This is a genomic window from Paenibacillus sp. BSR1-1 (genome assembly GCF_030403775.1).
In the GTDB taxonomy this organism is placed as follows: domain Bacteria; phylum Bacillota; class Bacilli; order Bacillales; family Cytobacillaceae; genus Neobacillus.
Map to the genome: position 1 here is coordinate 51,889 of NZ_JAQMWQ010000009.1, position 15,972 is coordinate 67,860.

At 37.7% G+C, this 15,972-nt stretch carries 10 protein-coding genes; 1 reads left to right on the top strand and 9 read right to left on the bottom strand.

Annotated elements, in window-relative coordinates; translation table 11 throughout:
• Positions 1-125 precede the first annotated feature (125 nt).
• Positions 126-1,391 carry an MFS transporter gene (locus tag PH210_RS14750; RefSeq protein ID WP_289986504.1) on the bottom strand — a complete coding sequence of 422 codons (1,266 nt, stop codon included), beginning with the start codon at positions 1,389-1,391 and terminating at the stop codon, positions 126-128.
• A gap of 589 nt (positions 1,392-1,980) precedes the next feature.
• Positions 1,981-2,697, bottom strand: a complete 717-nt coding sequence (locus tag PH210_RS14755) for a type 1 glutamine amidotransferase (RefSeq protein WP_289986505.1) — start codon at positions 2,695-2,697, stop codon at positions 1,981-1,983.
• 352 nt (positions 2,698-3,049) lie between these two features.
• On the opposite strand from PH210_RS14755, the gene PH210_RS14760 reads away from it, so the two are divergent.
• On the top strand, positions 3,050-3,244 hold the full coding sequence (locus PH210_RS14760; RefSeq protein WP_289986506.1) for a hypothetical protein: 195 nt from the start codon (positions 3,050-3,052) through the stop codon (positions 3,242-3,244).
• A 444-nt stretch (positions 3,245-3,688) separates the two neighbouring features.
• On the opposite strand, the gene PH210_RS29775 is transcribed toward PH210_RS14760, so the two are convergent.
• The 7 genes from PH210_RS29775 to PH210_RS14790 all read right to left on the bottom strand — a co-directional run bounded on the left by PH210_RS29775 (position 3,689) and on the right by PH210_RS14790 (position 15,965).
• Positions 3,689-3,793 carry a DUF624 domain-containing protein gene (locus PH210_RS29775; protein WP_354669991.1) on the bottom strand — a complete coding sequence of 35 codons (105 nt, stop codon included), beginning with the start codon at positions 3,791-3,793 and terminating at the stop codon, positions 3,689-3,691.
• Positions 3,794-4,423: 630 nt separating this feature from the next.
• Positions 4,424-6,388, bottom strand: coding sequence for a glycosyl hydrolase family 28-related protein (locus tag PH210_RS14765; RefSeq protein ID WP_289986507.1), 1,965 nt, complete (start codon positions 6,386-6,388; stop codon positions 4,424-4,426).
• A gap of 284 nt (positions 6,389-6,672) precedes the next feature.
• The gene (locus PH210_RS14770; protein WP_289986509.1) at positions 6,673-9,732 is read right to left on the bottom strand and encodes an InlB B-repeat-containing protein; all 3,060 of its coding nucleotides are present in this window, start codon (positions 9,730-9,732) and stop codon (positions 6,673-6,675) included.
• Positions 9,733-10,066: 334 nt separating this feature from the next.
• Positions 10,067-12,670, bottom strand: coding sequence for a beta-galactosidase (locus PH210_RS14775; RefSeq protein WP_289986510.1), 2,604 nt, complete (start codon positions 12,668-12,670; stop codon positions 10,067-10,069).
• An 82-nt stretch (positions 12,671-12,752) separates the two neighbouring features.
• A complete protein-coding gene (locus PH210_RS14780; protein ID WP_289986513.1) occupies positions 12,753-13,340 on the bottom strand; it encodes a hypothetical protein in 588 nt (195 codons plus the stop codon).
• A gap of 106 nt (positions 13,341-13,446) precedes the next feature.
• A complete protein-coding gene (locus PH210_RS14785; RefSeq protein ID WP_289986671.1) occupies positions 13,447-15,021 on the bottom strand; it encodes an extracellular solute-binding protein in 1,575 nt (524 codons plus the stop codon).
• A gap of 65 nt (positions 15,022-15,086) precedes the next feature.
• A complete protein-coding gene (locus tag PH210_RS14790) occupies positions 15,087-15,965 on the bottom strand; it encodes a carbohydrate ABC transporter permease (RefSeq protein ID WP_289986515.1) in 879 nt (292 codons plus the stop codon).
• Positions 15,966-15,972 lie beyond the last annotated feature (7 nt).

Consider the following 15,972-nt stretch of genomic DNA (forward strand, 5'->3'; position numbering starts at 1 on the left):
AAGTATCGAGGTGAAATTCAATTTGCACCCACCATCGACTCTCTAGTATAAGGAAATAAACGCTAATCCCACCAAAAAATGGGGCATGGTTATTATATAAATAAATCTTTTTACGTTTTATTAAATCACGACGCTTCTATTTTTGAAATATCCGGGTTTAATGAAAACTTTGGTTTGGTTTTAACAGCAATGAAAAATAATAAAAATTGTACAATAGAAAGTATAATAAGAACATTTAGGATCAATCCATATGAATGATTAATATTATAAAGGGCACCTGAAACGATAGGAGTGATTCCTGCACCTAATGAAATAAATATAGATACGGCTCCATATTTTGCTCCAAATTCTTTCTCACCATAAAGTGCCCCTGTCATATAGGCAGGTGTAACAGTTATAGCCGTTGAGCCTATTCCCGAGAATATGGAGTAAAGAATAGCTGGAAGTACTACATTTGCTTTCATCAAAAATAGAAAACTTACTAAACTCCCCGCAGATATAAATAATACAGTCGTAATTAATCCTAACTTATCGAATAATCGTCCGATTAATAGTTTGGCTAAAATCACCATTGCTGAACTTAATGATAAGAGCAATGCGGCTGTTTTCGCTGTAGTACCTATTTCATTTAAATATGGAGCAAGACTTATAAGCATACTATTTACAACGATACCGCCTACTAGAATGGCTAAAGAAAGAGACCAAAATGATAACGATTTTAATAATTCACCTTGAGTTATACCTGTTAATACTTTCTTTTGTGCAATATTAACAGTTTTTCCTTCACCTAGCGGCAAAAGACCTTTGTCAGCTGGATTTAATCTTATAACAAATACAGCTAATGGTACTAATACCACAAATATTAAAATTCCTAAAGTAAGATAAGCGGATCTCCATCCATAAGCTGTGATGAGCCAGTTAACAACAGGACTAAGAATTACACCGCCGAAACCGCTCCCCGATAAAGCCATTCCTAAGCATAAACCGCGTTTATCATTAAACCAATTAGTGATTAGAACTGGAACAGGAATTAATGAACCTCCTACCATACCTGCCCCCATTAGGATTGCAAATAGATAAAAGTGAATTAATTTAGTTGAAAATGAAAACCCAACAAATGCAAGAGCTGTAATTAAGATAAATAAGGTTAAATATAATCTTATATCGATCTTTTTCATTAGTCTGCCTGCAATAGGACCTACAGCCATTCCAGTGAAAGCCATTATGGAAAAATACAGCAAAAACTGAGATATACCAATTCCAAGTTCTTTCGTAACCGGCAGAATAAATAGGGAAACTAAGTTTGCAATCGTGCCATAGATTAAAGTCATAATCATGAAAGTAGCTACTACTATCCACCAACCATAAAAAATTTTTCCATTTTTATTCATAAACAGCCTCCTCTTTTTCTATATTTTCCCAAACCATAACAAAAAAAGTGATATTAAATTAGTTAATTACAAAGTGATCGTCTGGTTATATTTCTATAACTAGACTGTAAAAGTTGAGTACTTAACTTAATTATTTACAGCTAATATAAAATCACTTATTCCATAAATTAGTCATATAGGCTCCAATCCAGCAAATAACTGAGAGCGTTTTCAAGAATAATGTTATTCACTATGGGTTGACATTTAAGAATATGCGTATTGCCTGTGTTGGTTATAGCATAATGAACTCTTGAAATCAGAGATAATATGTTTTCTTAAATAATTGACACCAAGATTCATCAGTTCTACAGCATCTAATGCACTTCGTCATGCAAACGCTTAATTAAACATCAAAAAAGTTGTTATTTCTTGCATAGTTTGAATCTAACCAAGCAAATGAAATCAATCCCTCGAGTTTTATCTCAAACACTCTTTATTTCATTTTGATATTGAAACATGAAACGTACTGTAGTTCGATGCACCTTGCCCACAATCATGTAGTATTGATGATTACTATGTTAAAATGTTTTCATTCCAAACATAACCACCATTATTGTCCAATATATTCTTCTTGATAACCCTTATCTATATTTTCTAATAAGTTAAACAAGAAAGAATGTGCTCCTTCAAGATGATCATTACGATTTAAAAACTCCTCAGGTTTCTGAATAAATGGTCCATCGGTCAATTCTTGTCCTAATTTTTCAACAATATGGTTAAGTGTATTCGCTGTGAATTCAGGATGAAATTGCAACCCAATAACCCGATTTTCATACAGAAACGCTTGGTTTAAACACGCCTTACTTTCGGCTAAATGAACAGCTCCCTGCGGTAAATCATAAGTATCAATATGCAATTGAAAAACTGTAAACTTTTCCGGCAAACCGTCCAAAAGTTGCAGGAATTCTGCTTCTTTCCTACGTTCTAACTGCCACCAGCCGATTTCTTTCACCGAATGAGGGTAAACAGGACTTCCCAAAGCACTTGCGATTAACTGTGCTCCTAAACAAATTCCTAAAACAAATTTCTTCCTACGAATCGCCTCAGAAATATAATCTTTTTCAAACCGTAACCATGGGTATTTTTCTTCCTCGTAAGCTCCCATCGGTCCACCTAGAATAATAAGAAAGTCATAATCATCTGGAGAAAGAAAATCAATATCTTCATATACCTGTGTAGTAGTAACAGAATATCCCTTTTTGTTAATCCACGTTCCAATTTCTCCGAGTCCGGCTAAAGGATCATTTTGTAAACAATAAATTCTCATATATGTCTCCCTCTTTGTATATTTTGGGCTATTTAAGGTCGTAACCCCAAATAATTGTAAGGTAATTTTTTAGTTCATCAATAAAACATTTTGAAATATAAATTCATCTTGAATAATTACTATTATTATAGATTGGGGGCTTTCTTCTCAAACAGCAGAGATTGAGCTCTCCAGTTGAATCCCCTTCAAATCCAAACATGTAATCCCTTTAGAATCGATTAGCTGAAACATATCCATGGGAATACAAAGGATAACGTACTTCACCACCCGATTCCGACTTCACCATACCTAATTCCGCGTATACAAGTGTCTTACAAGCATCATTGCAATCCCACCAATAATCTAAGCGAGGATGGATGCAGGACCAGCTTTATTTGCTGCTATTTCTGCTACAAAAAGCCAAATAGAGCTTATAATGCCACCGAGAGATACTGCAGTAAGTGACCAAAAACTATTTTCTTTTTCAAAAATTGATCTTGATTCAAGATGCCCCCTCTATTTTTCTACTATTTCACCAAAGGTTAAATACGATTATAACTTTACATAGATAATATAATATTAATATTAAATTTACAATAAAAATTTTAAATATTAAAATTCTTATCGTTGTAAATTAATAATTCAATATCAATTACGTTTGTTAATTTATAAAAATAGAGGACTTAAGTAACTTTTAAAACGAAGATAGGAGAAAAGAGTTGAAGAAATAAAAAGACTTATTAGAACTAGAGGCAGCGTCATGAAAATGCGAATTATAGGGAGTTCATGAACTGTAACCAGAGGAAAATTTGGGAATATATAATGGGGTATTGTAAAAAATAGATCAATTGAATCACTCATAAACAAATGTTATGAGTGATTCAACGATTAGTTAATTCAGTGTAAAAGCATTCAAATTTTGACAGTAGTTTTAATAGTATAGTTCTTCATGTTAAGGCTAAGTTTATTAAATAATTTAAGTAAAATGAACATAATCATACAGCCTAATAAGCTAATACTGAGAAAAGGAATAATTCCTGGCTGGCATAAAGCCTAAAACAATCATTCCGCATAAGGTGAAAGTCAACCAGAAGATTTGTAAGGGTGCTAATTTCATTACGAATTCGGAAAACCTATAGAATTTAGTGAATAAGCCTTTGATTCCATGCCCATCCTTCCTCCTAACTTATTTAAAAGACGAATACGGATAGCAATGGCCACCCGTATTCGTCTATTTAAGTACAATAAATTTGAATGGAGCCAATTTCTGGTTATCCTTCAAACTATTATTTTTGATATCTCTTATAAGCTTCTTCGTAGATTTCCATAAAACGTTTTAAGTTCATCTTTTCCAACGTTTTTACATAGCTGTCCCATTCACTTATTGACTTTTTACCTGTTATGAAGCTTGCTGTCATTTCATTAACATAGGTATTAATATCTGTGGATAGGGTAGCGATTTCATTAGACTCGTCTACAGTGAAATTAAAGTTTGCTCAGCTAAAGAGCTGCTTATATCAAAAGGGACAACCTCTTACATAATAAGAGATTGCCCCCTTTTCATTTGTTCGGTTGGGAAGACAAGCTGCTTCAGTTCGTGTTCTGACTGCTGCAGCTTATACTAAAACTTTAAGTTTATAGGAGTATAATGTAAAATCAAATAAATTATGGGACCATAACATTATTTTATCGATACAGCACTATACTAATAAATATGTTTATCCTTCCCACTTCAGGAATCCTTTTGTTAAATCTCGTTGCACTTATCTATTCCACTTACCAGAATATTCGTTAATGGCATTTTAGAATAAGATAGGTCTGTATAAAATCCCTCTTCAAAAGTATTTTGATTAATACGAACGTTGTTACATGCAGAAAGTTCAAATGTCTTTGTCTTTCTACCTTCCTCTTTTTCCTCACTAGCTAGCGTTCTAGGAAATGTATTGTCTAAGTCCGGATGATATTTATAAATTTTATTATTTGTAAAGGTGAGATAATTTACACTATTCGCAACTAATACTGACTCGTGTTCCATATAAAATTCGTTATCTTCTATCTTGATGTTTCTGTGAATAGTATTTGTAAAATGCGGTAATTCCCCTCGGAGAGTGATTGGCTCTATACGTATTGCAGCATTTCTCCATTTAGCCTGGCCTACTTTAGCAACGTAAAATTTATTGGAACGAATGGTCATATCACAAATTGGACCAGATTCATACCAATATTGTGAATCATTAGATAGATAGATAGAATCCATTGCCATATGTTTAAATATGTTCTGTTCAATGATTACCTTTTTATTGGTTGTACATAATATTCCTCTGGTTGATATTGTTTCAAAAAGATTATTCTTAATATAGACCGATGGTGTATACGTAACATTTTCAGCTACAAATAATGGTTCTCCTGTATGATCTTCTAGCAGCTCAAAAGGAATAGGTTGGTCGAAGGTAACAATCATTGATCTTAAATCAGTACCAATTTCCTCGGGATTTACTACTTTAGTTACTGTATACTTTCTCCCTTGATCACTTCCGTGCGTTAACGTTTCCCTGTGATAAAATACTACTTGATCACCTACATAGTATTGAGGAAAACCACCTTGTTGCCTTTGGATATAACGAAGCAGTAAAGTATAATCATCTATTTTTTTCTCTACCCGCGTAAATGTTCCGTGAACATTAATAGGATCATCATGAGCGTGATTAAAAGTGCATCCTTCTATATGTACATGACCACTAGCTCCTGACACATGAATCAAATCAGCATAACTAGATGTATAACGTTCACTCTCTTCTCTTGTTTTAAATGTGCAATCATAATAAGAAACATTATGCGACATTTGAGTTAACCAACCAAATGCATGCATATAATGTACATTAACCTTATCGACAACTGTATCCGAGCTTTCCCAAATAAAAGCTCCTGCCGTTTCTCTTCTAGGTGTTGAACAGAATTCAAAAACTAGTCCTTCCTTATGAAGAAACGGTCTTTTTTTATCATAAAAGACCCGAATCGTTGATTTTCCAGTTTGTAGAACCTTTACTCTATTATCAGAAAAAGGACCTAAATGAAGCGAATAGCGTCTTGTTATGTTTATATCTGGATGATAAGCTACGAGTGTCCATGCATCTTTGTGATTTTTATCGGTCCAATAGTACTGTCCGTTAACTGGATTTTTTTCACTGTACCAGATGACATCGTTTTCATTTTCACTAATCGAGAAATTAAAGCAAGAAGGAATGTAGAAATCGGTAAATTCTCCATCCTCCCATTCCCCGGTGTTAATTACTGTCATTTCAATTGTTGTGGGGTCTGCAAAATCCCAAGAAAAATTGTGAAGATAGATATCTTTGGATTTAACGATTGCAATGGCCATACAATCTCCATGTATCATAAATAAGGAACCATTGCCATTTACTATTACATGATTCTGCTCTTCAAGTAATAAAGCAATATGTTTTACTGGGTATTCTATACTATTTGTGTTGGATGTATGATAAACTCTTTTTTGAGCAGTTCCTTTTTGGAGTTGATAAGTACCCAATGGGAAATCTATAACTACTGGTCCTTCGGTTTCCTTTGCTGATTCAAATGCACGCCAAATTGCATCAGTACTATCTGTTTGTCCAGAGGGATCCGCCCCGAAATCGGTTACATTTATTACTTTCTTGCATTCTTGAATTATCATTTCAATATTTTTTCTTACCATTGTCTTAACCCCTTTAACCATTTACTTATAAATTTTTAATTTGAAAATAGGAAATATTTTGTAGGACCCCCACATTAACATAAATGCTGTTACTCTACCCCCAAAAAAGAATATTAATCCGGGCATTACTTTAAAAGTAATATAAAACTTTTTCTTCATATCTAAGGGAAGATGGCTCATGAAAATCCTATATTAGGTTTTTGTTTTTATTCCCAAAAAACAAAAAGGACTGTCCCCAAAAGTCAAATGATCTAGACTTTTGGGTCATCCTTATTCAATTTAAATCACAACATACTTTTCTTCTTACTTTTCTTCCACTTCGCATACAGCGTCAAATTTGCAGTAACTATATTGGTGGTAAAATTCCATTCTTGTTTTAACTTTGTATCCTTGTACCACCCAACAAACTTATATCCGGTCCTTGTCGGAGTAGATGGTTCATTAATTTTCGATCCATTGTTTACAACCATAAATGCAACCGGACTGCCTCCGTTGCTGTTGAAGCTTACCGTTACAACCTTGTTCCACTTCGCGTACAACGTCATATCTGTTTCTGTTATGGTATCGTTAGCAAAATCCCATTCATCGGTTAATGATTCATCCGCGTACCAACCAATAAACGTAAACCCATCTTTGGTCGGAGCTGTTGGTATGGTAATCTTTGATCCGGAAGCTGCTCCGTAGATGTTACGAACCTCGCTGCCACCGTTACTGTTGAAGTTTACAGTAGTACCTGTTTTAAAGATAGAATAATCCCATTCATCATGCCATCTTATCTCAACCGTTTTGTTTTGATTATTTAATTCGATTGGAAGCCAGACATATCTGGAATCCTTTAAATTATGAGGAATCCACCTATCAGCCATAAAGATGAATTTATTCGGTACGATATCACCATTACCATCCCGATAAGGCAATACAAACGTACTTTGGCTTCTGAATGTCGTTCTTTCCCAGTCATTCACCATCGGATCGCCTTTTTCAATCCATGGTCCGAAAATGCCATTCGTGGATACATGATATTTGGCAGGATTCGGATTCCAGCCTGTCAATCCTGACGTAATCATATAATAGACGCCATCTTGCTTGAAAATCGTTGGCGCTTCTCTCCAGCTCTTATGAGCTTTCACCCAGTGGGTTCCTTCCAATGACTGTCCATTCTCATTCTTGGCAGGGCCAGTGTAGTCTTCATTCAATTGCATAATAATAGTTGTACTGTTTTCTTCCGAAGAATAGATCAGATACGCTTTATCATGAGTAGCATCATCACCATCCTCATCTACATACAGCGTCATGTCCCGCAGCATGCCATCATTTCCATTGTCGGATCCATTGTTCGGCAATCGGAATGTGCCAAGATATTTAAATGGTCCTGTCGGCGAATCGCTGATTGCCACGCCACCTTCCGCTGTCCAATAAGTACCGGCGATAGGACCATCGTGATGCCACCACATGACGTATTTGTCCGTCTTCTTGTTATAGACTACTTTCGGTCGTTCCACAACTTTATCCCAGTTAAAGTCTTTATACATCGCTTGCTTCTGCTCATTTGTATAGCCTTCGTACAATGCGTTCAACTCGGCTATGCGTTCTGGCGAATTGTGTTTGCTTAGCGTGTTTGCCGGTGACTTCATATCTTTGGTATAGTCTTCGTCCTTTCTTATAATATTCACGACACGGTTAGGATCGAACGGTTTACCGCTATTCTTGTACGTGTCCGAATTTTCATCCAAGTACATTGGCAAATTTCCAGCAGGTAAAGTGTCCCGGCCTAGTTGCGGGTTGTTGAATACCGGCAATACAACCCCTTCATTCTTCCAATTGTATAAGTCTTTCGAAGAATAGGCGTGAACTCCTGTTACCGGTACGTAACCCGAACCGATATTGTTTTCCGTTTTATCTTCGCCGTACCAGTAGTACGTTTTGTTCTCCTCATTATACAGAATACCGCCGCCATGGGCCTGGATTGGTATGCCTTCCGTATCGAGCCATACTTTCCCGCTCTTAATGGAATCATTCTTGCCGAGGCTTGCATACAAATCGTACATATCTCTAAGAACGGTCATGTAGTACGAAACAGCTTCCTCGGTTAACAACTCAAGATTACCGACTTCCGCAATTTGTTTGTCGATAGCCGCTACTACTTGCGGGTGTAATCCAGTTGACTTGAGCGAATTCAATTGATTAATAGCTGCTGTCACACTGCTTGTGTCGATGCTGTTTACTTCTTTCTGATAGACTGCAAGCTCTGCAGCAGAAAGGGTATTGGCATCTCCTCCAGTTGTTATGGCCTGAATGGCAATATACCGTGCTGTTTTAGATTTAAACGTAGCCGTTTGATCGGCTTTAAGCGTCGTATCCCAAGCGCCAGTTCCCGCCAAAGTAAAGTTTTCGTCCAAATAGTCTTGAGTGCCATCGACTGTTGTACTCGTCAAATCCTTATTGCTCGTATAGATTTTGTATTGCTTAATTCTGCCGTTTGCCGAGTCTTGTCTCGGTGTATAGACGATTTTACCAACATCAACTTTACTCTGATTCAGATCCAATATGATATAATCTCCAGGATTGTAATGTCTTCCGTTATTCGCCCAGTTTGTTTCATAGAAGGTAGAGCTGTTGTCATCCTTCATGTAACTGATCGGATTCGATGAATGCGCTTCAGGAGCAAAAAACACATTGAATCCGTTATTCTTACTATTATTCGCTTGTATGAATGTGATTTCGTCAGTCAATTGGTCTGCCATCTTTGTCATCTCTTCCTGTGTGATAGTTGCACTCGTTAACAGTGTTTCGGCTTCCGTCTTGAGCTCTTTCAATTTGTCCAAATATGAAGGTTCTTTCGTAAATCCATCGATAAAGGCAGTTGCCGTTGCAATCGCATTGGTAAGTTTGGTTTTGTCTACTGTGAATCCGTTCATGCTATAAAGACGAACTTCAGCAGCCGATCCGAACTGCTTGCCGGCATCGCTTCTCGAAGCAAGAACAGTAAATCTCACATGAGTAGCTCCGCTTGCATTGAAAGTTGCCGTTTTTTCCATTTTGTCTGAATCCCATGTTCCTTCAGCAACCTTCGTGAACGTTGATCCATTAGTACTTACAGAAATCTCAAATTTGGTAATAACACCGTTCCAATCTACATCCTGTCCTGGCAAATATTTGAGCTTATATACACCGTCGTATGACTTGCCGAGTTTATAAGTGATGGAATGCGGAAGCACTGTATAGCTTGCGTCATATGCCGTATGCCATTTGGTGCCTGATTGACCATCCAATGTTTTGTCCGGACCTTCTCCAGAAGCAGAGCTAGTTGCCTTTGCCGTCATCTCGTCTGGAGGAATAAGCATGCTGCTTGCGTTGTCAATTACGAATGTCGTTATCGATTTTGCTCCAACGGTTGTGTTTAATTGTTTGTTCAGAACTGGAATGCTTTCTTTTTGAACTACATTTTCTGTTGCCGACGAAACATAAGGTGTTTTTGTAGCGGCTTAAACTTTCTTCGTAGTTACTCCGTAAAACATGGATGTGATAAGACAAAACACAAGAAAAGAAGATAAAATCCTTCTATTCCTTCTCCTTATCATCCTGAAAACCTCCTCTTAATTTAAAAAGTTCCAAAAAAGAATATTAATCGTGCATTACTTTAAAAGTAATATAAAACTTTTTCTTCATATATAAGGTTCATTCTTTGCTTCCAGCTTCGACTGTAACCAACAGTTTTTTTTCTGACTGAACAAATGGGCTGTAGGAATGAATCACAACATGATCCGGCACTAAACCTTCTTCATCAAAAATAACAATTTCATTTTGCCCTTTCAGTAAGGATGCTGGAATCTTATAATCCTCCTGTGGCCCAATGTTCCAGTACCGTCCTAAACATTGGCCATTTACCCAAAAACACCCTTTACTCATATGATCAAACCGAATCTTTACAATGGTGCCGTTTTCTTGGTCCCAGGTAAAACGACTTTTATACCAGCGTGGAGCAATCGTTTGTTGATTCCGTTGATTAGCGGCCGCCCATTCTTTTTCTTCTTGAAGCTGGGCAAATGATTTTGTTTTCCAGTTGCTAATTTGCTCCTCTTCATTAAATAAATAAAGATCAAACCGGCGAATACTAGAAAGATGCTGAGCATCTAAATCGATGATGTTCTCCCCCTGCTTTAAGGCATCGCTGATATCGGCAATCCCATAGACAGCACTGCCTCTTGACCAAGCATTTTGACTCTCCATCAACATCTTTACCGATCTTCCATTTACCTGAACACGCGAAACACCCTCACCAACAAGAATCGCCCGGTCATAGCCCTGATTCATGAATGATCTTAAAAACCCAATTCGCCCTTCAATTTTTGGTATTTGCGATAAAGAATGCGAAACTCCACACCCTTCTACCTGCCACCCTCCCCGTAATGATAAATACTTCCCATTTAGAGCAGGCGCTTCACTCATCCCTTTTGGTTCACCGATGGCTTGAGAATAATTGAATCTTCCCATATTCTGGACAAGGCATGTTAATGTATTTTTCCCTTTCTTAACTGGAACCTCAATGGCTGCAGCCCCTATCTTGCTAAGCTTGCCGACGTATTGATCATTACAGAAGACCATGACGGGATCCTCGATTCTCGTAAAAACAATCGTCGTATCCTTTGTTTCCTCAGCATAAAATTCACTTTCATAACCTAAATACCCGCTAAACTGTCCGAAGCTGCTAAAATCAAGCGGTTTGTCAGCCTCTTTCACGTTTCCGCTTAAAAAACAAAGCTTTTCATCTGCCGCTTTCCAACGTAATGGATGATTCGCCGAGCTCTTTTCCAATTGAGGAACCGCCTTTTCTAAAGATTTTCTTGAAACCACTTCAATCGAATAGCTGGTACCATCTTCAAAGGAAAGCTGAACAGTTTGCGGCTGGTTTCCATGGAATAAATGAAACGTAACCATGCCCTCTTCACCGATTTCAAATCGATTTGGCATTGGACAATGAATTTCAGCCTTTCTATTAAGCTGTAATAGTAAGGTTGAACGTTGACCCTCCTCATGATAAACTATCGTCTTCTGGGACTCGAAACCTGTCGTTTGGCCAGTGAGCGCTTTAATAGTAAAACTATTTCCTACGTTCACATGACGGACAATTGGTAAAACCGCATTGGCCTCAATGGTAAACGGAACCATTTCATTATCAAGTAAAACCTGTGATTGAACTCTTTCCTGTCTATTATTCTCGATAAATATCACTTCACCATGGGGACTGACAACCCTCTGAGACTTTAGATCACTAGAAAGCTTTAATTCCATACCCGTTTGTTCCGCATTTGTGAATACCGGTTCGAGCCACTTAGTAAATGAATGAAACCTTTTTAATACCTCATACTTTCTTGTTGGCTGCAAGTATTCGTCAATGGCAACATCATAATCATACGATGTCGTGGAAAAAGTCTGTTCTCCACCTGTCCTGCCGCCCCAATGGTCAAAATTGGTGCCGCCGATATACATGTAATAATTGATTGCAGAAAATCCATTACTTAATAACTGGTAACACTCACGTTCAAGCTGCTCCGGTGTTTTTTGATCCGCTTTATTTCCGCCCCATTGTTCAAACCAGCCAATCCAAAACTCCATAACCCCTTTCGGCTGATCGGCAAACCGCTCATCTAAGATCTTAGCGGCGTGTTTGGCATGCGACCAAAAATTGTAGAACTCGACAGCGCCATCAACGGCTCCGTAGCATGTAACAAGTGGTACCTCAATTCCCCTCGCCGTCATACCGTCCCTTAGGTATTCCATATACCGTTTGTCAGGTTTACCATATGGCTGGAATTCGTTTTCTACCTGGACCATAATGACGGTCCCATTTTTCGTCAACTGGAATTCATCTATGATTGGTAGGACTTGATCAAAATATTTATCTACATAGTGTAAAAAGATAGGGTCAGCCGAACGGTATTGAATCCCCTTTTTGGTTGAGAGCCACCACGGAAATCCTCCAAAATCCCATTCTGCGCAAATATATGGCCCTGGTCTCGCAATCACATATAATTCTTTATCAGCACATAGCTCAAAAAAATACGCTAAATCCTTGTCGCCAGAGAAATCCCATTCCCCTTCGTTCATTTCATGAAAATTCCAAGGGATGTACGTTTCGATTGTATTGCATCCCCCTGCTTTCGCCTTATCTAAGACTTCGCTCCACTCCGCTCTTGGAAGACGGAAATAGTGGATAGCAGCAGATAGGATAAAAATTCTTTCATTATTAATCTTCCAGCTTTTTTGGTCATAAGTAATCATCGATTCGCCTCCAAAATTGTCATCCCCCAAAACTCTTGGTAACAGTTTTATAGCTTAGTAGGAACGGAACCCTGCCAGCATGTTAATTTGTCTGGTTAACAAGCCATTTAACAAATTTTATCGCCGTTGCTTTCTTTTGCGTATTGGATATGATCGCCATCATCTTATTGTCCGGATTGTATCCCGCACGACGAAGGAGTTCATTTCCGGTTAGTTCCATTCCGTTTTTATCTGTTTTTTTGTCATTGTTCGCCTTTTTTATAAAATCCAAATCTTTAAAAGCTCCTTGTTGAGACAGTACTACAAAGTCGCTTCGATCAAGTACCATAATATCAATATCTTTGGCTGCAATTTGGGCAAGCATTTTTTGATATATATCCATATTACCCGGAGAGGCGAGAGTTCCATTTACTCGCCAAAAATTCAACTTAATTTCAGACTTCAAATCCGCCTTTAAAATCTCGGCAGAGGCTCTTTTTTGAAGTGCCTGCTGCTCCTTCTGTTCAATCGTATTTCCAATAAACGTAACATTTAATGCTGCTGGCTTTTCATATTTAGTAAAAAAAACAAACGGAATCACTGCAGCAAGAACCAATACCCCAGTTAAAATATGGGTTTTATAATGGTAACAAATGTTGTCTAACTTTTTTAGCAGTTGTGTTTTTGTCATTTCCATCACCTTGGTTTTAGCTAATAAAGAATCATTACAAAAGGCCATATTTGGATATGATGAAAAATCCCCAGAAATTTTCCAGGGATCGTATTCAGCTTGATGTTTATTCTTTTACCCATTCACCTTTTATTTTATTTTCTTTTAACAGCTTGTTAACATCATCAATGACGTCTTTTCCACCTTTAGACATATACTCTTCTACGAATTTATTCCAATCGGAAATTGGTCTTTGACCCACTATCATTTTGGTAAATTCATTCGTAGCATACTCACTTAAAACAGGGGCCTTGTCATTAAATACATCCGAGTGAACACGGCCAACAGGGCTGATATAGAAATTGGATTTAGAAAGCATGTCATACATTAGATTATTAAATTCTTTTGCTTCAGGAGCTTTAGCTTGTTTTGCGTAATCCTCCATGACTTTTTCACCAATAGCAAATCCACCCATCTTATCCCAGAATAGTGCTAATGGCGCATATTTACTATAATCATCTGTTTTTTCTGGCTGCCCATCAGTCATTTTATACCCTTTGCCCTCGCCGCCCATCGTCCAATCGAAATATTCATTATCGGCCTTTTGTTCATCTGCAGGTACATAATTAGTCATGTAGTCCATCATTTCTAATATTTTTTCAACCTTTTTCTGGTCATTTTTCAATTCAGAATTTAACATCCAAACTCGATAATAACCGGCGAGGTATGAATATCCCGATTTGCCATCAGGCTGCTGGAATGCCGGAATGGCAGCAATTTTTGCATCAGGAGCAGTCTTCCTCAAAGTAGCCAAATTAAGATTAGTAGGAGTTGCCCCACTTTGTGGTCCTGGCTGTTCATACCAAATTCCAACCTTACCAGCATTAAAGTCTTTAAATACTTCATTATATTCTTTAATTGCCCAGTCTTTATCAAGCGCGCCTGCTTTAAACATTCTATTTAAGGAAGTGATTTTTTCTTTGCTGCCTTCAGAAATTTGTCCTGGAATTAGTTGACCATCTTTATTCTTATGGTACCAGCTATTACCCCAATAAACACCGAAAGAAGGATCATAGTAAATTCCTTTGGCAAGGCCTAACCCTACCGTGTCATTTTTGCCGTTTCCATCCGGATCCTGTGTCGCAAAGGCAATGGCAACCTTCTCTAATTCCTCAAAATTCGTAGGCATTTTTAAACCTAACTTATCAAGCCAGTCCTGGCGAATGATAGGTCTCTTTCCGCCAGCACTCGGAAAGAAAAGAGGAATCCCGTATATTTTCCCATCTACACTTACTGCATCCCAAACAGACTGTGGGATCGCTTTAAAGTTCTCATACTTCTTTACATAATCATTTAATGGTAAAAATGCACCTTGTTTTGCCCACTTGACATAATTTGTATCAACAAGCTCTGTCCCAATCACATCTGGGATATCACCGGAAGCCATTTTTACTGACAACTTATCATCATAAAGGTCAACAGGTATATACTGTGGTTTAAAATCGATATTAAACTTTTTATTTACCTTTTTAATCGCTTCATTCCCTGGCTCAGGAACTGGTGTCTGCGCAGTTAAATCAAACCATGTAATCGATACTTTACCATTTTTGTTATCAGATGAGGCTTTATCATTTGGTGAACATGCGGCAAGAGATCCTGCCAAGAGAACAGTCGATAGAGTTACTGTCAAAAATCGTTTCATCAATGCATTTCCCCCTAGTAATTTCTTTATTAAAGTCGAATACTTTCATTGGTTAATCGCCAAGGCTATTCTTTTACTGAGCCAAGCATCACTCCTTTCGCAAAATGTTTTTGTAAGAAAGGATAGACAATCAGGATTGGAACAGTGGCGAGGAGGATTGCTGCCATCCCAACAGTTTCAGCAGGAGGCGGATTATCCATCCCTGCCTGCACCCCGGCATCTAGTATATTGGATTGGTTCAGAATTACTAACTGCCTTAGCACAACCTGAACCGTCCACTTAGCTGGATCACTTAAATAGAGTAATGCTGAGAAATAGGAATTCCAGTAGCCAACCGCATAGAATAAACCGAATGCGGCCAATGCCGGTTTTGACAGAGGCAGAATGATTTTTACAAAGATCTGCAAATCATTCGCTCCATCGATAATCGCAGCTTCCGTCAAGTCCATTGGTAAGCTCGCGAAAAACTGTCTCATGACGATAAGATTAAAGGAGCTAATGGCACCTGGGATAATGAGAGCCCAAAGCGTATCCATTAAACCTGTTGCTTGAACCACCATATAGGTTGGGATCATGCCAGCCCCAAACACAAAGGTAAAGAGAACAAGGAATACGTAAATTTTTTGGCCAAAGATATTTCTTGTTAACGCATAGGCCATCATGGCGGTGAGCATAATACTTACCAAACTTCCAACCACTGTTACATAGACAGTTACTCCCAGCGATCTCATAAATTCTTTCGAACCTAATATATACTCATAAGCATCCAGAACCCAGGTTTTAGGCCAAAGGAGCAAGTCCGTTTTTACGAATTCTTCATAGGTAGCAAATGAAACCGCAAACATATAATAAAACGGAAATAACATGGTTAGTGCGATTAGTGCAAGCAGTATAATATTGGTGTTATCAACAATTTTTTCTGAAAGACTACGTTTATTTAACAACCCTAAC

What these genes read in the sequence shown, in the direction of transcription:
- PH210_RS29775 (WP_354669991.1), bottom strand. Translation starts at nt 3,793, where the DNA reads ATGAAATTAGCACCCTTACAAATCTTCTGGTTGACTTTCACCTTATGC.
- PH210_RS14780 (WP_289986513.1), bottom strand. Translation starts at nt 13,340, where the DNA reads ATGACAAAAACACAACTGCTAAAAAAGTTAGACAACATTTGTTACCAT.
- PH210_RS14755 (WP_289986505.1), bottom strand. Translation starts at nt 2,697, where the DNA reads ATGAGAATTTATTGTTTACAAAATGATCCTTTAGCCGGACTCGGAGAA.
- PH210_RS14770 (WP_289986509.1), bottom strand. Translation starts at nt 9,732, where the DNA reads ATGCTTATTCCTCCAGACGAGATGACGGCAAAGGCAACTAGCTCTGCT.
- PH210_RS14785 (WP_289986671.1), bottom strand. Translation starts at nt 15,021, where the DNA reads ATGAAACGATTTTTGACAGTAACTCTATCGACTGTTCTCTTGGCAGGA.
- PH210_RS14760 (WP_289986506.1), top strand. Translation starts at nt 3,050, where the DNA reads ATGGATGCAGGACCAGCTTTATTTGCTGCTATTTCTGCTACAAAAAGC.
- PH210_RS14775 (WP_289986510.1), bottom strand. Translation starts at nt 12,670, where the DNA reads ATGATTACTTATGACCAAAAAAGCTGGAAGATTAATAATGAAAGAATT.
- PH210_RS14765 (WP_289986507.1), bottom strand. Translation starts at nt 6,388, where the DNA reads ATGGTAAGAAAAAATATTGAAATGATAATTCAAGAATGCAAGAAAGTA.
- PH210_RS14750 (WP_289986504.1), bottom strand. Translation starts at nt 1,391, where the DNA reads ATGAATAAAAATGGAAAAATTTTTTATGGTTGGTGGATAGTAGTAGCT.